The 22021-nt window shown below is 65.8% G+C and carries 17 protein-coding genes; 6 read left to right on the top strand and 11 right to left on the bottom strand.

Translation table 11 applies throughout. The annotated features are described in order from the left end of the window. A partial coding sequence (locus SSO01S_RS16245; RefSeq protein WP_157073827.1) for an autotransporter domain-containing protein occupies nucleotides 1–1909 on the top strand: 1909 nt, incomplete at its 5' end. Between the two features lie 184 nt (nucleotides 1910–2093). Here the strand turns inward: SSO01S_RS16245 and SSO01S_RS16240 are convergent. Both SSO01S_RS16240 and SSO01S_RS16235 read right to left on the bottom strand, forming a co-directional pair. Further along, a complete protein-coding gene (locus tag SSO01S_RS16240; RefSeq protein ID WP_083943201.1) occupies nucleotides 2094–2444 on the bottom strand; it encodes a response regulator in 351 nt (116 codons plus the stop codon). Then, nucleotides 2441–4585, bottom strand: a complete 2145-nt coding sequence (locus SSO01S_RS16235) for a PAS domain-containing sensor histidine kinase (protein WP_066801169.1) — start codon at nucleotides 4583–4585, stop codon at nucleotides 2441–2443. Before SSO01S_RS16235 ends, SSO01S_RS16240 begins: the two co-directional genes overlap by 4 nt. A gap of 382 nt (nucleotides 4586–4967) precedes the next feature. On the opposite strand from SSO01S_RS16235, the gene SSO01S_RS16230 reads away from it, so the two are divergent. The 3 genes from SSO01S_RS16230 to SSO01S_RS16220 all read left to right on the top strand — a co-directional run bounded on the left by SSO01S_RS16230 (nucleotide 4968) and on the right by SSO01S_RS16220 (nucleotide 9152). Beyond that, complete coding sequence (locus tag SSO01S_RS16230; RefSeq protein ID WP_066801166.1) at nucleotides 4968–6854, top strand: GGDEF/EAL domain-containing response regulator; 1887 nt, start codon at nucleotides 4968–4970, stop codon at nucleotides 6852–6854. A gap of 68 nt (nucleotides 6855–6922) precedes the next feature. Then, nucleotides 6923–8701, top strand: a complete 1779-nt coding sequence (locus SSO01S_RS16225; RefSeq protein ID WP_245646863.1) for a sensor histidine kinase — start codon at nucleotides 6923–6925, stop codon at nucleotides 8699–8701. Nucleotides 8702–8867: 166 nt separating this feature from the next. Next, nucleotides 8868–9152: a GIY-YIG nuclease family protein gene (locus SSO01S_RS16220; protein ID WP_066801160.1), complete on the top strand. Its 285-nt coding sequence runs from the start codon at nucleotides 8868–8870 to the stop codon at nucleotides 9150–9152. 206 nt (nucleotides 9153–9358) lie between these two features. Here SSO01S_RS16220 and SSO01S_RS16215 read toward each other — a convergent pair whose 3' ends face one another. The 8 genes from SSO01S_RS16215 to SSO01S_RS16180 all read right to left on the bottom strand — a co-directional run bounded on the left by SSO01S_RS16215 (nucleotide 9359) and on the right by SSO01S_RS16180 (nucleotide 18226). Beyond that, the gene (locus SSO01S_RS16215; RefSeq protein WP_066801158.1) at nucleotides 9359–10534 is read right to left on the bottom strand and encodes an SET domain-containing protein; all 1176 of its coding nucleotides are present in this window, start codon (nucleotides 10532–10534) and stop codon (nucleotides 9359–9361) included. Between the two features lie 59 nt (nucleotides 10535–10593). Beyond that, nucleotides 10594–11325: a 3'(2'),5'-bisphosphate nucleotidase CysQ gene (locus SSO01S_RS16210; protein WP_066801196.1), complete on the bottom strand. Its 732-nt coding sequence runs from the start codon at nucleotides 11323–11325 to the stop codon at nucleotides 10594–10596. Continuing rightward, nucleotides 11322–13235 carry a sulfate adenylyltransferase subunit CysN gene (gene cysN, locus SSO01S_RS16205; protein WP_066801156.1) on the bottom strand — a complete coding sequence of 638 codons (1914 nt, stop codon included), beginning with the start codon at nucleotides 13233–13235 and terminating at the stop codon, nucleotides 11322–11324. Before cysN ends, SSO01S_RS16210 begins: the two co-directional genes overlap by 4 nt. Before the next feature lie 124 nt (nucleotides 13236–13359). Continuing rightward, nucleotides 13360–14283 carry a sulfate adenylyltransferase subunit CysD gene (gene cysD / locus SSO01S_RS16200; RefSeq protein ID WP_066801154.1) on the bottom strand — a complete coding sequence of 308 codons (924 nt, stop codon included), beginning with the start codon at nucleotides 14281–14283 and terminating at the stop codon, nucleotides 13360–13362. Between the two features lie 47 nt (nucleotides 14284–14330). After that, a complete protein-coding gene (nagA, locus tag SSO01S_RS16195) occupies nucleotides 14331–15458 on the bottom strand; it encodes an N-acetylglucosamine-6-phosphate deacetylase (protein WP_066801152.1) in 1128 nt (375 codons plus the stop codon). After that, a complete protein-coding gene (locus tag SSO01S_RS16190; RefSeq protein ID WP_066801149.1) occupies nucleotides 15455–16474 on the bottom strand; it encodes an SIS domain-containing protein in 1020 nt (339 codons plus the stop codon). The genes nagA and SSO01S_RS16190 overlap by 4 nt, the downstream gene beginning before the upstream one ends. Then, nucleotides 16464–17342 (bottom strand): N-acetylmuramic acid 6-phosphate etherase, encoded by an 879-nt coding sequence (locus SSO01S_RS16185; protein WP_066801146.1) that lies wholly within the window; start codon nucleotides 17340–17342, stop codon nucleotides 16464–16466. The genes SSO01S_RS16190 and SSO01S_RS16185 overlap by 11 nt, the downstream gene beginning before the upstream one ends. Before the next feature lie 2 nt (nucleotides 17343–17344). Beyond that, complete coding sequence (locus tag SSO01S_RS16180) at nucleotides 17345–18226, bottom strand: glucosamine kinase nucleotide-binding domain-containing protein (protein WP_066801143.1); 882 nt, start codon at nucleotides 18224–18226, stop codon at nucleotides 17345–17347. Nucleotides 18227–18405: 179 nt separating this feature from the next. Here SSO01S_RS16180 and rfbA point away from each other — a divergent pair, with 179 nt between their 5' ends. Next, complete coding sequence (rfbA, locus tag SSO01S_RS16175) at nucleotides 18406–19311, top strand: glucose-1-phosphate thymidylyltransferase RfbA (RefSeq protein WP_066801139.1); 906 nt, start codon at nucleotides 18406–18408, stop codon at nucleotides 19309–19311. After that, on the top strand, nucleotides 19311–20366 hold the full coding sequence (gene rfbB, locus SSO01S_RS16170; RefSeq protein ID WP_066801133.1) for a dTDP-glucose 4,6-dehydratase: 1056 nt from the start codon (nucleotides 19311–19313) through the stop codon (nucleotides 20364–20366). Before rfbA ends, rfbB begins: the two co-directional genes overlap by 1 nt. Nucleotides 20367–20372: 6 nt before the next feature. Here rfbB and SSO01S_RS16165 read toward each other — a convergent pair whose 3' ends face one another. Further along, entirely contained in the window at nucleotides 20373–21686 is a 1314-nt protein-coding gene (locus tag SSO01S_RS16165) for a UDP-glucose dehydrogenase family protein (protein WP_066801130.1), read from the bottom strand. Between the last annotated feature and the right edge of the window lie 335 nt (nucleotides 21687–22021).

Genomic DNA, 22021 nt, shown 5'->3' with positions numbered 1-22021 from the left:
CGCCAACCCGCCGGCTCCAGTAAGCGTGCCGGGCACCGGCAGCGTTGCTGGGTCGTCGTCGGTCAACGCCAATAATGCGGTCGATATCGACCTCTCGGCACTGGTTACCGGCGAGTATGACTCGATCGCCATCGAGACCCAGCCGGCACACGGCACAGTGACGCTGCGCACGACCGGCGGTCAGGGGACCACCGGACAGCGCGCGCTGGCGATCGGCCGCACCATCGCGACCTATCGCCCCGCGACCGGCTATGCCGGGGTCGATACGTTCACCTTCTATGCGACTGGCCCAGGCGGCAGATCCGCAGCGGCGGCCATCTCGGTTACCGTGGTAGGCTCGGTGCCCGTCATCCTGCCCAAGACGGCGGCTACGGGTGACGGCCAGACCGTCTCGGTTGAGCTGACCACTGGTGCCAGCGAGGGGCCGTTCACCGCTGCCACTGTGGTCAGCATGACCCCGGCCAATGCGGCAACCACGCGCATCGTCGACAGTGGCACGGGGGCTGCGCGCAGCTTCCGCCTCGATGTCACGCCCAATGCTCGCTTCGCGGGTAACGTCACGATCGTCTACACTCTGAGCAACGCCTATGGTGCCTCGGCTCCTGCGACGGTCACGGTTGCGGTCACTGCGCGTCCCGATCCGAGCGCGGACGCCAATGTCCGCGGGGTCAGCGATGCTCAGGCCGAGACCGCGCGGCGCTTTGCGCGCAGCCAGGTCGCCAACTTCATGCGCCGTACCGAGCAGCTGCATGGCAGCGGCAATGGCGGGCAGGCGATGGGCGTCACGCTCACCTCGCGCGACGGGCGCGGCTTTGTCCGCACCAGCCCGGCGTTCGACGCCTCTGCGCTCGAGATTACCGAGCGGATGCGGCCGGTCGCCAATGATCCCGCAATGGGCCGGATCGCCAATATGCGGGGTGGTGCGGGCCTGCGCGCCGACATGCTCGGCTCGGGATCGATCGACGGCATCACCGGTAACACGACGCCCCGCCGCAGCGGCGCTGTCGCAGGGGCAGGGGGCATCGAGCGCCCGGTGCTCAGCGAGGATAGCGAGGAAGGCTCGGGCGAGCGCAAGAATGGTAGCTTCGCGATCTGGAGCGGCGGCGCGATCGATATCGGCACGCAGGACGCAACCAGCAAGCGCACCAAGATCACCGCGACAACCACGGGTCTCTCGGCTGGCGTTGACGTAAAGCTCGCGGACGGCGTGGTGGTCGGCCTGGGCGGCGGTTATGGCAACGACGTCAGCCATGTCGGTGGGACTGCGGCGCGGGTTCGCGGCACCTCGAGCCTGTTCGCGGCCTATGCCAGCTTCAGCCCAGGCGATACCGCGTTCATCGATGGCATGGTGGGCGTCGGCGACCTGAGCTTCAGCACCAGGCGTTCGGTCGCCACGCTCAACGTCAATGCGCTGGGCAGCCGCGATGGTCGGTACACGGTCGGCGCGCTGGCAGCCGGGCTCGACAAGCAGGGCGAAAGCCTGCGCTGGTCGGTCTATGGCCGTGGCGAGTTCATGAACGCCACCCTGGGGGCCTATACCGAGACGGGTGCGGGCCGCATGAACCTGCGGTTCGACGAACGCGATATCAGCTCGCTTACCGGCACGCTGGGCGCGCGGATCGAGTTCACCGGCAAGACCGGGTTCGCCACCATCACCCCGCGCCTGCGGGGCGAATGGAACCATGAGTTCGCGGATACGGACGCCCAGATGCTCGATTATGCTGATATCCCGGGCGTCTCGCTGTTCAGCCTGGATACCCAGGGCTGGTCCCGCGACCAGTTCCAGCTCTCCGCTGGCGCAAGGTTCCAGTTCAAGCGCAGCTGGTCCTTCGATATCGAAGCCGGTCTGCGCGCGGGTTCTGGGCAGCGCAGCGGAACTCTCAGGTTCCAAATCTCCAAGGAGTTTTGATCCGCACCCGCCGGGCTTCGGCCCGGCGGGCTTTTTCTGCCGGGCGAACTCCCAGGCCCGTTCGCCTGGCGGACATCAACCTCGGACAATCATGGGGTGTCTATGCCGGCCTTTCGGCAGCGGTCGCTAATACCTCGCTGGTCGAGCAGCGGGCTCACCCGGAAGCGGGCCTGCCGAACACGCCTTATCCGGCGAGTATGACCTGCAACATGCGTTCGATATCCGCGGCACGGTAGGGCTTTTCGATCATCGGGACATCAAAGCCATCGGGTGGCGCGCCATAGCCGCTGGCGAAGGCGAAGGGAACGTCGCGGGCCTGCAGCAACTCGGCGATCGCAGTGCTCCGTTCGCCCGCAAGATTGATATCGAGTATTGCCGCGTCCACCGCGCCGGCGGCCAGGGCGAGCCCCTCGGAAAGGCGACTGGCCGGGCCGACCGGAATGCAGCCCAATTCCTCCAATATGTCCTCCAGCGACATCGCCACTACAGGCTCGTCCTCGACGATCAAGACATGCAGGCCGGACAAGTCCCTCATTCCGCGCCCTCGGGCAACGGCGCGTCCACGATACAGACCACGCCTTCCGGCCGGAACTCGATCGACACGCTGCCGGCAAGCTCGGCCGCCAGCCCGCGCTCGATCATCCGCGTCCCGAAGCCACGACTCTTCGGTGGGACAACCCCGGGTCCGCCAATTTCCTGCCACACCAGCGACAGGCGCGAATTGTCATTGTTACGAATACGGTCCCAGCGGATCTCCACATGCCCCCCGGGCCGCGAGAGCGCGCCATGTTTCACGGCGTTGGTCGCCAGTTCGTGGATTGCCAGGGCAAGGCTGATCGCGGTTTTCGGCATGATCGCCAGGTCGGGGCCTTCGAGCGAGAAACAACCTGCGCTCGCGTGCGGGGCAATCGCATCGCCGATGATCTGGGTCATCGAGACAAGGCCCCAATGCTCGCGCGTGAGCAGGTTATGCGCTTCCGAAAGCGCTGCCAGCCGCCCTTCAAATGCGCGCTGCGCCACTTTCAGGTCGCTACCGGCCTTGAAGCTTTGCTGCGCGATGCCCTGCACGATCGCCAGTGTGTTCTTCACCCGGTGGTTCAGTTCGTCGATCAAAAGTCGCAGGTGCGTCTCGGCCCGCTTTGCATCGGTGACGTCGCGGCAGATTGCGTGCAGCCCGCTGGGCCGGCCTGCCGCGTCCTCGATGAGCCGCGAGCTAACTTCCCACACCAACGACCGGCCGTCGCGCGTGCGCACGCGGAGCGTGTGCCGCGTGGTGCCGCCCGATGTCAGCTTGCGTCGCAGCATCGCGGTCGCCTGCTCGAATTGGTCAGGATCGAGAAAGTCCGCGAAGCTGTGGCCGAGTACTTCTGCTTCGGAATAGCCCAGCGCTGTCTGCACCGCGGGATTGACCGAGGTGATCCGCTGCTGGAGATCGGACGTCAGGATATAGTCGTTGGCCTGCTCGAAGATGGTGCGGAAGCGGGTTTCGCTGTCTCGCAGTCGCTCTTCGGCCAGCTTGCGCTCGGTTATGTCGAACGAGATGCCAACGAAGCGGCTAGGGCGGCCATCGTCATAATCGATCCGGCTGCCATGGCTCTGCAGCCAGCGCTCTTCCCCTGTGTCGCCACGGCGGATGCGATACTCCAGGGTGTAGGGCACCCCTTGTTCGAAACAGCGATAGGCGGCTGTGCGCGCGGTCTCGCGATCCTCGACCACGATGCGATCGAGCCAGTCCTCCACGGTGCCGCGCAGATCGTCGCGCCGTACCAGCCCGAGCAGGTCGAAACGGTTCGGCGACCATTTGCCCGTCATCGTCCCTAGGTCGAGTTCCCAGCTTGCCATTCCTGCGCTTTCGGTGGCGAGCCGCAGGCTTTCCTCGCTCTTGCGCAAATTGTGCTCGGAATCGCGCCGCCGCGTCACGTCCAGGGTCACGGCCAGCACGCCAAATGGCTGGCCGTCGGGCCGCCGGATCACGGCCACCGAATTGTTGACCCACACGATCCCGCCATCTTCGCGAATATAGCGTTTCTCATGCGCGTAGGGGGTGCCCTCACGAACGGCGCGCTCGAACATCTTAACGTTGCGGTCCAGATCGTCAGGATGCGTGATCGATTGCATCGTCCGCTGCATCAGCTGCTCGCGGCTCCACCCTGCGATCTCGCAGAAGCGATCGTTGACGAGGGTGAAATAGCCATCGAGATTGACCTGGGCGAATCCGGCCGTGGTCTGATTTATGAAGGCCGAAAGCTGCAATTCCCGGTCGCGCAGCGCAAGCTCGGCTTCCTTCGCTTCGGTGATGTCGTGCGCTACGCCGATAAAGCCGATATGCTCTCCCGCTGCGTTGCGGCGCGGCTGGGAGGTGGAACTGAGCCAGCGCCAGGCTCCATCAGCGCGGCGATAGCGCCCTTCCAGCGTGAATGTTCCCAGGCTCGCTTCGCCGGCAATCGATTCTGCAAGCAGGCGCGCGGCGTCTTCGGGATGGATGATGGTGCGCCAGTCGAACGCCAGCGCTTCCGCATAGGATACGCCGAGGAATTCTACATAGGCGCGGTTAACGAAGCTTCGCTGCCGGTCGAGCCTGGTGACCCATACCGCGACAGGAGCGCTGTCCGCGATCAGGCGGAACTCGTCCTCACCCACGGGAAGCGGCGCGTGCGCAGGTCCCGTTTCGGTCATGGGGAATGTGCTCGCAACGGCATCGTATCCACCACTAACTGTAACGTGCGTGGAATCAACGCAGATCGCTATGCGGGCGGGGGAGGGAATTCAAGCCGAAGCCGCAAGAGGGATCATCGAACGGCTTCGGCTTGCTCCCATATGCAGGCTCTCCGGGCGAGAAGAGCACTGCATGGAACGCAACAGGCGGGCCGTTGGGAGGCGGCGGCGCATTCAGGGTTCTAAGGGAGGTGGGGCGGAAACGATATTCAGGACTATTGCGGATGCGGGTTTTAACCCAGTTTCGGCGCGCCGGACCTTAGGCGGGAGGGCGCGCTTTACGGCTCCTTAACGCTATCCGCTTACCCCATTTGGGCTATCCATCAGGGGGGATTTCAGCACCGTGCGCATATTGATCGTGGACGACGAACCGGCGATGCATCAGTCGTACCGCCAGGTTTTCGGCGGCAACCGGAGCGGCGAAAGCGATGCGGCGCTGGGCGCATTGGCGGCGGAACTGTTCGGCGACGAGGACGACGCCCCCGCAGCGCCGGTGGGCGAACCCGCGAATTTCGACTGCGACTATCACATGCAGGGCCTGGACGCCGTGGCCGCGGTGCAGGATTCGATCGAGACCGGCGAGCGTTTCGCCGTCGCGTTCATCGACGTGCGCATGCCCCCGGGCATCGACGGCAAGGAAACCGCCAAGCGCATCCGCGCGCTAGACCCCGACATCAACCTGGTGATCGTCACCGGCTATTCCGACTTTTCCCCGCTCGACATCAGCCGCGCCGCCGGCCCGGCCGACAAGATCTTCTACATTGCCAAGCCGTTCGAAGCCGAAGAAGTGATGCAGACCGCGACCGCGCTGTCGCACCGTTGGAAGGTGGACAGCGAGCTTCAGGGCGCGATCGAACTGCTCAAGGAACAGAAGCTCGAACTCGCCGCGAACGAATCGCGCGCCGTCCACATGGCGAATCATGACTCGCTGACCGACGCGCCCAACCGGCTCTCGTTCCTCCACGAACTGGGCCAGGCGGTGAAGGGCGATCACTGCTTCGCGATGGCGATGATGGACCTCGATCGCTTCAAGCTGGTCAACGACACGCTCGGGCATCTGGCGGGCGACGAACTGATCCGCATGGTCTGCGAGATCCTTCAGGAACGGGTTCCCGCCGGCGGCTTCGTCGCGCGGCTGGGCGGCGACGAATTTGCCATGCTGTTTCAGGTCAGCGGCGAAGACGAAGCCATGATGGCCAGCGAGCGGATGCTCAAGGCCTGTTCGATCAGCTTCAAGGTAATGGGCCATTCGGTGCAGGGCGGCGCGAGCGTCGGCCTGGTCGTGGTCGCGCCGGGATCGACCGGCGACCCCATCGACGTGATGCGCCGCGCCGATCTGGCGCTCAACGAAGCCAAGAAGCAGGGCCGCGGCTGCGTGCGCGTGTTCGACGACACGATGGATGAATCGATCCAGTTCCGCCGCCAGATCGAAAACGGCCTGTCGGGCGCGATCGCCAAGGGCGAGCTCAAGCTCGTCTTCCAGCCGATCGTTTCGCGCGAAGGGCTGGAAATCACCGGTTTCGAAGCGCTGATCCGCTGGTGCAGCCCCGAATATGGCATGGTCTCACCCGGCCTGTTCATCCCGATCGCCGAGGAATCGAACCTGATCCACGAGCTGGGCGACTGGGTGATCGACGAGGCCGTGCGCACGCTCAAGACCTGGCCGGGCCAATATGTCTCGGTCAATTTCAGCCCGCGCCAGTTCCGCCGCCACAATTTCGTGGGGCATGTCGTAGAACGCGTGACCAATGCGGGCGTCGAGCCGAGCCGCTTCCAGATCGAAATCACCGAAACCGCGATCTTCGACAATGTCGAGCGCGCCGCCGAGACCTTGTTCAAGCTGCGCCAGATGGGCTTCCGCATCGCGCTGGACGATTTCGGCACCGGCTATTCGAGCCTCTACAATATCCGCCGCTTCGCGCTGGATTGCCTGAAGATCGATCGCAGCTTCGTGGACGGCATGGGCCGCGAGCGCGAGAGCGCCGCGATCGTCCATTCGATCATCCATCTTGGCCGCGCGCTGGGCATGGAAGTCGTGGCCGAAGGCGTCGAGACCGAGGCGCAGCTCCAGGCGCTGCGCGTCGCCGGATGCAGCCATTTGCAGGGCTATTATCTCGCCCGGCCGATGGACGCCGAAGATGCCCTGGCGCTCGCCGTGCGCGGTTCGATGATCGACGAGACCGCCAGCGCCGCGGCCGATGAGGTGCCGGGTAACGGGACGCACGGCTGATGCCTGGAACCGGGCGTTTCCGCGCGCCGGCCTCTTTAGGGGCGAAGCTCGTATTGATATTGACCGGCGTGGGACTGCTGGGCGCAGTGGCGCTCGCCGTGTTCCTAGCCACCGTCATCACGCCGGGATTCAACACGCTCGAAACCAAGGCGATCGACGCGCATGTCGCGCGCACCCAGGCGGTGGTGCATGACCTAACCGCCAAGGTCGAGAACGCAGTGCGCGACTATGGCGACTGGAATTCGAGCTATGACTATATGGCCGCGCCCAGCAAGGCTTTCGAGGAAGAGAGCTTCTCGACGCTGGCGATGGTCAATCTCGACGTCAACGGCATGGCCTATGTCGGCAATGACGGCCGCATCCTGATCGCACGCTATATCGACAAGGAAGCCGATGTGCCCGCGATGCGGACGCGGCTGACCCAGGCGATCAAAAGCCTCGACATCAACAAGGCGCTGAAGGGCAACAGCTCGGCCGGCTTCTACATGAAGCTGGGCGATACGCTGGCGGCGGTGGGCGTGGCGCAGGTGCGGCGCAGCGACGGCAGCGGCGAGCCGCGCGGATATGTGCTGATGGCGCGCGCGATCAATTCGGCGCAGCTGAGCAATCTGCTGCAGCTCCAGGCCAGCCTTGTGCTGCGTGACCCGTCGAACGAAATCACCAAGACCGCGACGCGATCGCGCACCGGCATCACCGTGCCGATCCCCGGGCCGGATGGCCGGGCCATCGCGACGGCCGCCTATTCGGTGCCGCGCGAAATGTCTGCGCTCGGAACCAAGATGCTGATCGTCGCGGTGATCGGATCGTCGCTGTTGCTGGCGGTGGTGCTATGGGTTCTGCGCCGGATGATCGCGCGGCTGGTGCTCAAGCCGCTCAAGCGGATCGAGCGCCACATGGGGCTGGTCCGCCAATCGGGCAATCTCAGCCCGCTCACCGGCGAAGGCAGCGGCGACGAGATTGGCAGCCTGGCGGCCAGCTTCAATTCGATGCTCGCCCAGCTAAAGGATCTGCGCGAGCAATTGGAGACCCAGAGCTTCGCGCTGGGCCGCAGCGAAAGCGCGGTCGCGGTGATGCACAATGTGCGCAACGCGCTCAATCCGATCAGCACGGTGCTGAGCCGTGGATCGAACCGCGAAGGCGGCGTCGACCGCAATATGCTCGATCGCGCGCTTTCCGAACTGGTCAAGGACGATGTGCCCGTCGCGCGGCGCCAGAAGCTCATCGCCTTCATCGCCGCCGCCAACCAGGCGTTCGAGGAAGAGCGCGAAGACCGCAAGCGCCAGTTCGCAATCGGCCGCGAGGCGCTGCACCATGTGCTGGAGATCATCGGCAGCCAGCAGCAGGCCGCGCATGAGCGCCCACCGCTCGATGCCTGCGATATCACCGATATCGTCGCCCAGAACGCGACGATCGCGCGCTATTCGGGCGAAATCTCGATCGCGTTCAGCTTTCCGGGCAAGCCGCACTGGGTGATGGCGAGCCGCGTGATCCTGAGCCAGGTGGTGGGGAACCTGTTCTCCAACGCAGCCGAGGCGATCGCGGCGACTGGCCGCGCCAGCGGCAGCATTTCGGTGACGATCGAGGAAAAGGGCGATCGCGTGGAAATCGTGATCCGCGACGATGGCGAGGGCTTCGACCCCGCCGCCGCGCCGACCTTGTTCCAGCGCGGCTTTTCGACCCGCGCGCACAAATCCGGCGGGCTGGGTCTGCACTGGTGCGCCAATTCGATGCTGGCGATGGAAGGCGCGCTGGAACTGCGCAGCGACGGCAAGGGCACCGGCGCGCGCGCGATCCTGACGCTGGGCAGGGCCAGCATGATGCGCGAGAGCGATAGCGAAGCGGCGTAGGGCGGCCTGGCGCGCGGGATCGAGAGGGCGGGTTTGTCCCTGTGGCACGAGATCCCAGCTTTCGCTGGGATGACGAAGTTGGTTGGGCCGTCATCCCAGCGAAAGCTGGGATCTTGGGCGGCAAGCGGACGCTTGCGAAGTGGGACGCATTATCTACGCTCGGGCGATGGGCGGCTGGACCTATATCATGACCAACAAGCCCTGCGGCGTGCTCTACACGGGTGTTGCCGCGAACCTCGCACAGCGTGTCGACCAGCATCGCCGCGATGCCGGTTCGGCCTTCTGCCGCAAATATGGGCTTAAGACGCTGGTGCTCGCCGAACCGCATGACCGCATCGAAGACGCGATCCGCCGTGAGAAGATGCTCAAGGCCTGGAAGCGCGATTGGAAGATCGAGCTGATTGAACGGACAAATCCCGGATGGCGCGATTTGCGGGATGATATCCGCTAGGCAGAGTCGCGACGGGGAGCTTGTGGCTTGAGATCCCAGCTTTCGCTGGGATGACGGGTTTCTGGGCGCGAGATCCCAGCTTTCGCTGGGATGACGGCCATTTCGTCATGCCAGCGGAAGCTGGCATCTCTGGCGGGTGCGCGCGGCGGCGGTGGTGTTGTTTGCGGCCCGAGATCCCAGCTTTCGCTGGGATGACGGGGCGGGGGCTAGCCCGCCTTGCGCCGCTTGGCCACATCATCCCGCCGACGGAGATACGGCGCGACGAGGTTGCGGGCGCGGAAATATTCCTGGCGGTCGGGATCGAGCGCGTCGAAATTGGCGATCACGCGGCGGCATTCCGGTGCGCGGCACTGGCAGATCATGTGCCAGTTCGATTCCCGCAAAGTGGTCGAGTAATCCCAGCTTATCTCCTCGCCCGGCGCGATGGCGCGGACGGCGACGAGGAAGATGCCGTCGTCGGTGAAGCGCAGGCCGGCATTGGGGGCGCAGCTGTGATTGACCAGATCGTCGATCCGGCCGGAGGGGCCCATATAGTGATCCGGGGTGACCTGGACGAAGCGATCGCTGCCGCCGCGCATCAGACTGGGCACCTTGTCCGCATGGAAGCGGCGGCCGGTGAATTCGATCAGAACGTCGCCCTCGGCGAAGGGCGCGGCGGCAAAAACGGCCTTGCCCAGATGGTTCTCACCCACTGTGAAGAGATTGTTAGAAGGGCGATAGCGATCGAAGATGCGCAGTGCGCCGCGCCGCGCGCCGAACGAACGCAGCGGATTGATCGTCGCCAGGCCGATCAGGAACCAGACACTGGCATGGCAGAGCAATTCGACCAGCACATAGCCGAGCTCGGCTACGCCAAGATCGGGACCGCGCACCGCGATGAGCAGGGTCGCGAGATCGCCGAAGGTCCACAGGCCCCAGGCGGGCGAACGCTCGCGCGCGCGATCGGTCCATACGCTTTGCCAGGTCGGCCAGAAGCTGACCGGCACGGCGATCACGACGAGCATGTGCGCCCACATCGCTTCCTGGAACACCAGCCACAGCACCAGTGCGATCATGCTGGCGGCGATGCAGAAGGTTTCGGTAGGGGTTGGCGGTGCCCAGGAGGAGCGGCTCCAGATGCCGATCGTGACGATGATGCAGGCGACGGCGGAGATGGCGAAGACCCATCCCTGCGGCGCGCCGGGGTTTACCGCGGCATAGGTCAGCGCCTCGAGACCGGTCGCCGCGCTCCAGATCAGCCAGGACGCCCGATTAGGCTGGACGAGCTGCCGCCGCAGGCCGAGCAGATATACCGCATAGCCCGCGAAGCTGAATCCAACCGCCAGCAAGAACCAGATGTCGACGCCCGGAATATGGCCCTCCCTAAACGGGCCGTTTACCATGTCCGGATTCCGCCGTCTATCCGCGACTCGCGGTGACTCCGCGAGTCGCTGGGAATCGTCTAACTACACTTAGCGACCGACTCTAAGACGATTTGCGACCATTCGGGGCGGCAGATGAGCAGGTCCGGGATGCTGGTTCCGGGCTGGTTGTAGCGGATTGGGCTGCCGTCGATCCGCGAGCAATGCAGCCCGGCGGCGCGGGCGACGGCGACGGGTGCGCAATTGTCCCACTGATGCTGGCCGCCGGAGTGGAGATAGATCTCGGCCTCGCCGCGCACCACCGCCATCGCCTTGGCCCCGGCCGAGCCCATGCCGATATGCTCGGCGCCGATCCGCGCGCCGACCTCTGCGCAGAGCGCGCTGGGACGCGTGCGGCTGACCAGCATGCGCGGGGGCAGGTGGCCGCCGGCGAGGACGGGCGCGGGATCGCTGGAGAGCGTGACGCCGAGCCGCGGGAGCGCGACCGCGCCTGCGGCGGCCTCGCCATCGATCGCGAGCGCGATATGCACAGCCCAATCGGCGCGGCTCTCGCCGAACTCGCGGGTGCCGTCGAGCGGATCGACGATCCAGACGCGGCTGCGCTCCAGCCGGACGGGGTCGTCGGCGGATTCCTCAGAGAGGATGGCATCGTCGGGGCGGGCGGCGCGCAGCATATCGAGGATCAGGGCGTTGGCCTCCCGATCGCCGCGTGCGCCGTCCGCGCCCTCCTCCTGGATGCGCAGCAGGAGGGCACCGGCTTCATCGGCGATCGCGCGGGCGAGCTGTGCGTCGGTGAGCGCGCCCGAGGTCAAATCACCGGGCTCCACGTGCCCATGATCGCCTCGACGATACGCTCGGCGGCGGCTTCGGGGGACTCCCTGGTGGTGTCTACGCGGATCTCGGGGTTGAGCGGGGCCTCATAGGGGCTGGTGATGCCGGTGAAATTGACGATCTGGCCCGCGCGCGCCTTTTTGTAGAGGCCCTTCACGTCGCGGCGCTCGGCCTCTTCGAGCGGGGTGTCGACGAAGATCTCGAAGAACTCGCCCTCGGGCATCATGCTGCGCGCAAGCTCGCGTTCGGCGCGGAAGGGCGAGATGAAGGCGGTGAGCACGATCAGGCCGGCATCGGTCATCAGCCGGGCGACTTCGCCGACGCGGCGGATATTCTCGACCCGGTCCTGATCGGTGAAGCCCAGATCCTTGTTCAGCCCGTGGCGGATATTGTCGCCGTCGAGCAGGAAGCTGTGCTTGCCCATCGCGTGCAGCTTCTTCTCGACCAGATTGGCGATGGTCGATTTGCCCGAGCCGGAGAGGCCGGTGAACCAGAGCAGGCGCGGGGCCTGGTTCTTCTGGCGGGCATGGGCCTCGCGGTTGATCTCGGTTGTCTGCCAATGGACGTTCTGCGCGCGGCGGAGCGAGAAATTGAGCATGCCGGCAGCGACGGTGGCGTTGGTCGCCTTGTCGATCAGGATGAAGCCGCCGAGATCGGGGCTGTCGGCATAGGGCTCGAAGGTGATGGCGCGGTCGGTATAGACTTCCGCCACACCGATATCGTTCAGTTCTAGAGTCTTGGCGGAAAGCTCTGCCATGGTGTTTACGCACACGAGGTGCTTGGGCGGCTGGACCGTCGCGGTGACGGTCTGCGTGCCGAGCTTGAGCCAATAGCCGCGTCCGGGGAGCAATTCGGTCTGGTCCATCCAGACGATCGTGGCCTGGAACTGATCGGCGGTCTGGGGCGGGGCGTCGGCAGCGGCGATCACGTCGCCGCGCGAGCAATCCACCTCGTCGGCCAGCGTGATCGTCACGCTTTCGCCCGCGACCGCCTGAGGCCTGTCGCCACCCAGCGCGACGATCCGCGCCACGCTTGTCGTGCGGCCCGAGGGCAGGATGCGGACCTTGTCGCCCGGCTTTACGCTGCCGCTGGAGATCATCCCGGCAAAGCCGCGGAAATCGAGATTGGGCCGATTGACCCACTGCACCGGCAGGCGGAAGGGCTGGGCCTGCGCGGCATCGACATCGAGTTCGACGGCTTCGAGATGATCGATCAGCGCGGGGCCGGCAAACCACGGCGTGTTTTCCGAAAGCGCGGTGATGTTGTCGCCCTTGAACCCCGAAATCGGGATCGGCGTGAAGGCAGCGATGCCGATGCTTTCGGCGAAAGCGCGATAATCCGCGACGATCTGGTCGAACACGGCCTGATCGTACCCGACCAGATCCATCTTGTTCACCGCCAGCACGATGTGGCGGATGCCGAGCAGGTGCGCGAGATAGGAGTGGCGCCGCGTCTGGGTGAGCACGCCCTTGCGCGCGTCGATCAGGATCACGGCCAGATCGGCGGTGGATGCGCCGGTGACCATGTTGCGGGTGTACTGTTCGTGTCCGGGCGTATCCGCGACGATGAACTTGCGCTTTTCGGTCGCGAAGAAGCGATAGGCGACGTCGATCGTGATGCCCTGCTCGCGCTCGGCGGCAAGACCATCAACCAACAGGGCGAAGTCGATTTCCTGCCCCTGCGTGCCGACGCGCTTGCTGTCTGATTCAAGCGCGGAAAGCTGATCCTCGAAGATCTGTTTCGAATCGTAGAGCAGGCGGCCGATCAGCGTCGACTTGCCGTCATCGACCGAGCCGCAGGTGATGAAGCGCAGCAGCGATTTGTTTTGATGCTGGGCGAGATAGGCCGAGATATCGGACGCGATGAGGGCGTCGGGGCGGTAGGAGGTCATGACTGGAACCCGTCATGCCAGCGAAAGCTGGCATCTCTTGCGATCGTGAGGATGGAGCGCGGGCCATGAGACCCCGGCCTGCGCCGGGGTTGACCCTGCGTCACGCTGCGCATGACGTGGCGGGTCAAAAATACCCCTCCTGCTTCTTTTTCTCCATGCTCGCGGCCTGATCGTGATCGATCGCGCGGCCCTGGCGTTCGGAAGTCGTGGTCAGCAGCATTTCGCGGATGACCGATTCCAGATCCGCCGCGTCGCTCTCAACCGCGCCGGTGAGCGGATAGCAGCCGAGCGTGCGGAAGCGGATCGAGCGCTCGACCGGGACTTCGCCGGGGGCGAGGCGGAAGCGTTCGTCGTCGACCATCAGCAACAGCCCGTCGCGCTCCACGGTGGGGCGGGGGGCGGCGAAATAGAGCGGGACGATCTCGATCCCTTCGGCAAGGATGTATTGCCAGATGTCCAGTTCGGTCCAGTTCGAGATCGGAAAGACCCGCATGCTCTCGCCCTTGGCCTTCTTCGCATTGTAGAGCCGCCAGAGTTCGGGGCGCTGGTTCTTCGGATCCCAGCGGTGGGTGGCGGTGCGGAAGCTGAACACGCGCTCCTTGGCGCGGCTCTTTTCCTCGTCGCGCCGTGCGCCGCCGAATGCCGCGTCGAAACCGTAATGGTCGAGCGCCTGCTTCAACCCTTCCGTCTTCCACATATCGGTGTGCAGCCCGCCATGATCGAACGGGTTGATGCCCTGAGCCTCGGCCTCGGGATTCTTGTAGACGAGCAATTCCATGCCCGCTTCCGCCGCCGCCCGATCGCGCAGATCGTACATCGCGCGGAATTTCCACGTGGTATCGACATGCAGCAGCGGGAAGGGCGGGGGCGCGGGGTGGAAGGCCTTCTTGGCGAGATGCAGCATCACCGCCGAATCCTTGCCCACCGAATAGAGCATCACCGGGCGTTCGGCCTCCGCCACGACTTCGCGCATGATATGGATGCTCTCGGCCTCAAGCCGTTGGAGATGCGTCAGGCGCGCGGGGGAGGGGGTCTGGCCTTGCAGCATGGCGGCTATCTAGAAAGCGTCGCACGACCGGGCGATCTAGTAAATGTTTAGCCGCGAATACCGCCGATCCAGCTTGCGTGGATGGTGAGATCCTGATCCGCGAGAAGCAGATCCGCCGCCATGCCGGGCGCGATTGCGCCGCGATCGCCCAGGCCCAGAAACGCGGCGGGCGTGGCGGACGCCATCGTCACCGCAGTTTCGATCGGGACGCGGCCCTGCTCCATCATTCCGCGCACCGCCCCGGCCATCGTCAGCGTCGATCCGGCGAGGGTGCCGTCTTCGCCGACAAGGCGATCGCCCTCGCGCCGGATAAAGCGGCCCTGCAAATCAAAGCCCGGCGCGTCGCTCCCGACGCTCGGCATCGCGTCGGTCACCAGCATCAGACGCTCATGGCCCTTTGCGGCGTAAGCGGCGCGCAACGAAGCGGGATGGAGATGATAGCCATCGGCGATCAGGCCCGCGAAGGTTTCATCGCTTTCCAGTGCCGCGCCGACCATGCCGGGCGCGCGCCCGCTAAGCTGAGACATCGCGTTGAACAGATGGGTGAAGCCGGTGAGCCCGGCGTCGATCGCGAGGCGGACGGTTTCGTACGGGGCATCCGAATGCCCGGCGGCGACGATTGCCCCCGCCGCCGTCAGCCGTGCGATCTGATCCGGTGTTGCCTGTTCGAGGGCGAGCGTCACCAGCGTCTTGCCGCGCCGAAGTGAGGTAAGCAGCGCGAGATATTCGTCGCGCAGCGGCTGGAGCTTGCCCTCGGGATGGATGCCCTTGCGCGCAGGCGCGAGGAAAGGCCCCTCGATATGAATGCCGATCAAGCCGGGGACGCCCGCTTCGATCGCAGCGTCGACGGCGGCGATCGCTGCTTCGACGACGCTGAGATCATCGCTGATCAGCGTGGGCAGCATCGCGGTGGTGCCGTAGCGCCGGTGCGTTTCCGCGATCACGCGCAGCGTATCGACGCTGGGATCGTCATTGAACAATCGCCCGCCGCCGCCATTGACCTGGGTATCGATAAAGCCCGGCAGCAGCATCCTGCCGCCCAGATCTACGATCTCCGCATCGGCGGGCGGCGCGGGGAGGATCGCGGCGATCCGCCCGTTTTCGATCAGCACGCAATCGCCGCTGAAACCGCTGGGCAGCAGCGCGCGGCCATTGGCGAGGGCGATGCGGCTCATAACGTCTCGGTCACCTTGCGCAGATGCGGCGGGCGATCGGGATCGCGCCCACGCGCCACCGCCAGCGCATTGGCGAGCCGATAGAAGCTCTCGACCAGCAGCAAAGGCTGCACCACCGGATGCGCGGCGAGCGCGGGCAGGCGGATGCCGGGTGCGTCCCCAATCCCGGCGTGGAGCACCGCCGCGCCGCGGCCGGCAAATTCCGCCGCCAGTTCGGCCACGCTTTCCTGCGCTTCGTCATCCTGGCCGAGCAGCAGGACGGGGAAGCCGTCCCCCACCAGCGCCATCGGGCCGTGGCGCACTTCGGCGGCGCTGAACGCCTCGGCATGGAAGCCGCAGGTTTCCTTGATCTTGAGCGCCACTTCCTGCGCGATGCCGAGCGCGGGGCCGCGCGCGATGACATAGAGGTTGGTGGCGTCCCTCAGCGCGGGCAGCGCCGCCGACCAATCGAGCGCCCATGCCCGATCGAGCAATTCGGGAAGCGTATCGAGTGCGGTCTGAAGCTCCGCATCCTCGCCCCACGCCGCGATCAGCCGCAACAGGCCGGCGACGCTGGCGACGAACGACTTGGTTGCCGCCACGCTGCGTTCCGGTCCGGCGCAGAGTGGCAGGACGCTGTCGGCCAGCGCGGCCAGGGGCGAATCCGCGACGTTGACCAAAGCCACCAGCCGCGCGCCGCGCGCCTTCGCCGCTTCCGCCGCCGCGAGCAGATCGGGGCTCTTCCCCGATTGCGAGATCGCCAGCATCAGCGCGCCGCCATAATCGGGCGCGGAATCATAGACCGAGGCGGCGGAAGGGGAGACCGAGCTGGTGAGCAGCCGCAAATGCGTTTCGATCAGATAGCGCGCCACGGTGGCCGCATTGTCCGAACTTCCGCGCCCCAGGGTCACCACGACGCGCGGGGGATCGGCGCGGAGCCTTGCGGCAAGCGCCGCCGCTGCGCCGGCATCCTGCCGCGCCACCGCCGCGCCTGCCTCAGCGCCCTCGGCGAACATCAGCGTGGTTTCAGGCTGCATCGAGCGCGGTCCGCAGATTGAACTGGCTGCGTTCGAGGAGCGCCTTTGCCGCCGTGGCGTCGAGGCCGCGGGCCAGCAGGACGGCGAGCTTGATATCGTTGCCCGCCGCGGCAAGCGCGCGCTCTGCGGTGGCCAGATCGACCCCGGCGATATCGCGGACCATCGCCTGGCCACGCGCGAGAAGCTTGGCGTTGGACACCTGCATATTCACCATCAGCCCGCGATGGACGAGGCCGAGCCTGAGCATGATCGCGGTGGAGAGCGTATTGAGCGCGACCTTTTGCGCGGTGCCCGCCTTCATCCGCGTGGAGCCTGCGATCACTTCGCTGCCGGTATCGGCGAGGATCGCATGCTGGGCGAGATCGAGCAGGGGCGCACCGGCATTATTTGCCACGCCTATAGAGAGCGCGCCCGCCGCATTCGCGGCCTCAATCGCGGCGAGGACATAAGGCGTGCGTCCGCTGGCGGCGATGCCGATGAGGACATCTCCCGCATCGATACCCGCAGCGGCGACATCCGCGCGTGCGGCGTCGCGATCATCCTCGGCACCTTCCTGCGTTTTCATCAGCGCCGCTGCGCCACCCGCCATCAGGAACACCAGCCGCGCTTCGGGCCAGCCGAAGGTGGGGGTGAGCTCGACCCCATCCTGCACCCCGATCCGGCCAGAGGTGCCCGCCCCGGCATACGCGATGCGCCCGCCACCGCGCAGCCGATCCGCCGCCGCATCGGTTGCCGCCGCGAGCGCGCCCGCCTGGCTTTTCAGCGCCTCGACCGCTTCGACCTGTGAGGTGAGGATCGCCTCGACCGCCGCTTGGGTGGGCCAATTGTCGATATCGACGAAGCGCGGATCGATCGTCTCGGTCGCCATGGTCAGCGCCTGGTCGGCACGGCGCTGGCGGGGATGCCGGCGAGCAGCAGCGCGCCATCCAGCGGATCGGCCTGAGGCGCGGTCAGCATCTCGCTGGTGCGCGCGCGAAGCCAGGGGCGGATCCGCGACGAGAGCCCGCCCGACAGCGCGCACCGCTCGGCACCGCGCGCGAAGATCGTCTCGATGAAGCGCTCGATATGCGAGGCGGCATCCTCGACGATCGAGCGCGCGATCGTGTCGCCATTCTCGGCATAGTCCATCACCAGCGGCGCGAAGGCGGCATAATCGCCGGGGGCGGCGGCATCCATCCAGGCGACGACCTGTGCGGTGTCATGCGCGAAATCGGCGGTGATCGCGCGGCTGAGCGCGGTCGGCTCGGTGCGCCCGTCGAGCGCGCGCAGGGCGTGGCGGACGGCGCTGAGCCCCAGCGCCGCGCCGCTGCCTTCGTCGGAAATCGGGAAGCCGTAGCCGCCAATGGTAAAGCTGCGACCCCCTGCATTGACCATCGCGACGCTGCCGGTGCCGATGATCAGCGTTGCGCCATCCTTGCCCAGATGTGAGCCGAGATTGGCGATCGCGGCATCGGTCGCATAGCTGACCGAGGCGAAGGGGAAGGGGAGCGCTTCGAGCGCTTCGCGGACGCCGGTGCGGCCGATCCCGGCGATGCCCATGCCAGCGCGGATCGACGCCGCTGCACCTTCGTCCAGCCCGGCCTGCGCTATCGCTGCCTGTGCGATCTCGCTGATCCGCGCATGGACGAGTTCCACGCCCACACGCGTATTCGCCGGGCCGCCTTCGGCCGCGCCGAGGATGCGGCCGGTGTCATCCGCCAGCCGGCTCCGGCAATGACTGCCGCCTGCATCGATCCCGAGAAAATATGCCATCGCGTGCTATCCTTAGCGCGGACGGGGCCGGCTGTGCCATGCCCACCGGTCGCCACGTTATAAGCTGTGGGCATGGCCTTGGGCGCGGGGGAGGAAGGTAAAGCTTTTCTGAACCATTCGGGTGCAGGGTGACGCTGCCGGAATGGGCGCGGGATGGGCATTGGCGGGGAGGTGAGGCAGTGCGAGCGGTTTCGTCTCCTGGGGTCAAGGGCATCATCCTTGCGGGTGGCTCGGGAACGCGGCTCTATCCCGCCACCTTGTCGATCTCGAAGCAATTGCTGCCCGTGTTCGACAAGCCGATGATCTATTATCCCCTCTCGGTGCTGATGCTCGCGGGGATCCGCGATATCCTCATCATCTCCACCCCGCGCGACCTGCCTGCGTTTCAGGCGCTGCTCGGCACGGGCGCGGCATTCGGGATAAGGCTGGAATATGCCGTGCAGCCCGAACCCGAGGGGCTGGCCCAGGCGTTCCTGATCGGTGAGGCGTTTCTGGAGGGCGGGCCCGCGGCGCTGATCCTGGGCGACAATATCTTTCACGGCGATGGGCTCGGCGAAAAGGGTCGGGCCGCCGCGCGGGCCGCGCTGCAGGGGCAGTCGACCATATTCGCCTATCAGGTGGAAGATCCCGAGCGCTACGGCGTGGTGGACTTCGATCCCGTCACCGGCGCGGTGCGGAGCATCGTCGAGAAGCCCGCGAACCCGGCCTCCAACTGGGCGGTCACCGGCCTCTATTTCTTTGGTCCGGACGTTTGCGACATCGCCCGGACGCTCGCACCCTCCGCGCGCGGCGAGCTTGAGATCACCGATGTCATAGCAGCCTATCTGCGGCGCGGCAGCCTGAGTGTCGACCGGCTGGGGCGCGGCTATGCGTGGCTCGACACGGGGACGCACGACAGCCTGTTCGACGCCGGTTCCTTTGTCCGGACGATCGAGCATCGCCAGGGGTTCAAGGTCGCCTGTCCCGAAGAGATCGCGTTCGACATGGGCTATCTCGACGGCGCCAGCCTGCTCGCCCGGGCGGACTTGTTCGGGAAGACCGACTATGCGCGCTATCTTCGCCGCTGCGTTGAGGCCGCGGCCTGATGCGCACGGTGCTGGTGACGGGCGGCGCGGGATTTATCGGCTCGGCGGTGTGCCGCCTGCTGATCGGGCAGGGGCACCGCGTGATCTGCCTCGACCGACTCACCTATGCCGGCAATCTCTCAACGCTGCGCGATGTGGAATCATCGCCCCATTTCCGCTTCGTCCATGGCGATATCGCGGATGCGGGCATGATCGCGGCGCTGCTGCGCCGGGAAGCGGTGGACGGCATCATGCATCTCGCCGCCGAGACGCATGTCGATCGTTCGATCGATTCCCCGGCCGCCTTTGTCGAGACCAACGTGCTCGGCACGGTGCGGCTGCTTGAAGCCGCGCTGGACTATTGGCGCACGCTGGACGGCGCGCCGCGCGCAGCCTTCCGCTTCCACCATGTTTCGACCGATGAGGTGTTTGGCGACCTTCCTTTCGACGGTGGCGTCTTCACCGAGCATACGGCCTATGCGCCATCCTCTCCCTATTCGGCATCCAAGGCTGCGTCTGACCATTTCGTCCGCGCCTGGCACGAGACGTTCGGTCTGCCGGTGGTGCTGTCCAACTGCTCGAACAATTACGGCCCCTACCACTTCCCCGAAAAGCTCATTCCGCTCACCATCCTCAATGCGATCGAGGGCGTCCCCCTTCCGGTGTATGGCCGGGGCGCGAACGTGCGCGACTGGCTCTATGTGGAAGACCATGCCGAGGCGCTGGCGCGCATTCTGGAAGCAGGGCGGCCGGGCGAGACCTATCTGGTCGGCGGGCGCGAGGAGCGATCGAATCTGATTGTCGTCGAGACCATATGCGACCTGCTGGATATCCGCCTGGGCCTGAGAAACGGGCGACCGCGCCGCCACCTGATCCGCTTCGTCGCCGACCGGCCAGGGCATGACCGGCGCTACGCCATCGACCCTTCGAAGATCGAGCGCGAGCTTGGCTGGCGGCCTGCCCATGATTTCACCACCGGACTCATCCGCACCGTCGACTGGTACCTCGCCAACCGCGACTGGTGGGAACCGATCCGCGCCGGAAGCTATGGCGGAGAGCGGTTGGGCACGGGCTGACCCGCATCAGCGGTCGGGCTTGCCCACACCCACCAGCTTCAGCCCGGCCTTTTCGGCTTCGGCGGGCGGATAGATGTTTCGGAGATCGACCAGAAGCGGCGTGGCGAGCAGCGACTTGATCCGCGCCAGATCGAGCGCGCGGAAGGCGTCCCATTCGGTGACGATCACCAACGCATCCGCGCCCTCGGCGGCCGCATAGGGACTCTCGGCATATTCCACGTCGGTGAGCAAAGGCCGGGCCTGTTCGACGCCCTCGGGATCATAGGCCTTCACCCTCGCGCCCGCATCCTGCAGCGCGGCGATCACCGAAATGCTCGGCGCGTCGCGCATGTCGTCGGTGTTGGGCTTGAAGGTAAGGCCCAGGATGCCGACGGTCTTGCCGCGGACATCGCCGCCCATCGCCTTGATGACCTTGCGGCCCATGGCGCGCTTGCGGGCGTCGTTGACCTGCACCGTCGCCTCGACGATGCGCAGCGGGGTCTCATTGTCCGCCGCGGTCTTCATCAGCGCCAGCGTGTCCTTGGGGAAGCACGAGCCGCCATAGCCGGGGCCGGCATGGAGGAATTTCGAGCCGATGCGGTTGTCCATGCCGATGCCCTTAGACACCTGCTGCACGTCGGCGCCGACCTGCTCGCAGAGATCGGCGATCTCGTTGATGAAGGTGATCTTGACCGCCAGGAAGGCATTGGCGGCATATTTGATCAGTTCCGAGGTGCGGCGTCCGACGAACAGGATCGGCGCGTTCTGGTTGAGCGACAGCGGACGATAGAGCGCGCGCATCACTTCCTTGGCCGCGTCCTCCTCGACGCCGACGACGACGCGGTCGGGATGCTTGAAATCGTCGATCGCCGCGCCTTCGCGCAGGAATTCGGGATTGGAGACGACCATCGCGCCGCTGTCGGGCGCGACGCGGCGGAGGATCCGCTCGACTTCGTCGCCGGTGCCGACCGGCACGGTCGACTTGGTGACGATCACCGCGGGGCCGGTCAGCGCGCCGGCGATCTCTTCGGCGGCAGCATAGACATATGACAGGTCGGCATGGCCGTCGCCGCGGCGGCTGGGGGTGCCCACGGCGATGAAGATCGCATCGGCGCCCTTCACCGCTTCCTTGAGATCGGTGGTGAACGACAGGCGCCCGGCCTTGACGTTGGAGGCGACCAGCGCGTCGAGGCCCGGCTCATAGATCGGCATGACGTTCTGGTGAAGCAGGTCGATCTTGCGCTGGTCCTTGTCGACGCAGACCACTTCATGGCCGAAGTCGGAAAAACAGGCGCCAGAGACCAGGCCCACATAGCCGGTGCCGATCATCGCAATACGCAACGCGAAATCCCCTTGGATAAGATTGTTGCCGCGCCCTTAGCGCAGCGAACCGCCGCGGCAAAGGCCGGAGCAGCGGGGATGTAGGGCGGCGCCGGCAATAAAAAAGCGGCCGCGAGGGCCGCCTTTTTCAGTATTCCCTGTGGAGGGAACATCCGGGCCGGTCAGCGCGGCTTCGAAGGAAACCGCTTCACCGCCGGCCCGGAAGTACGATCGGGCTTTAGAAAGGACGAATGTCCTCGCCGCCGGCGCCGTCGCGGAAAAGCAGGTTGAAAGCGAACATTGGTATTCTCCCATCGGTGCGCACGAATGCGCACTCGGATGGTTAAAGGCTGCTT

The sequence above is a fragment of the Sphingomonas soli NBRC 100801 genome, from assembly GCF_001591025.1.
GTDB classification, from domain to species: Bacteria; Pseudomonadota; Alphaproteobacteria; order Sphingomonadales; family Sphingomonadaceae; genus Sphingomonas; species Sphingomonas soli.
This window is presented reverse-complemented; position numbering and strand designations above follow the sequence as displayed.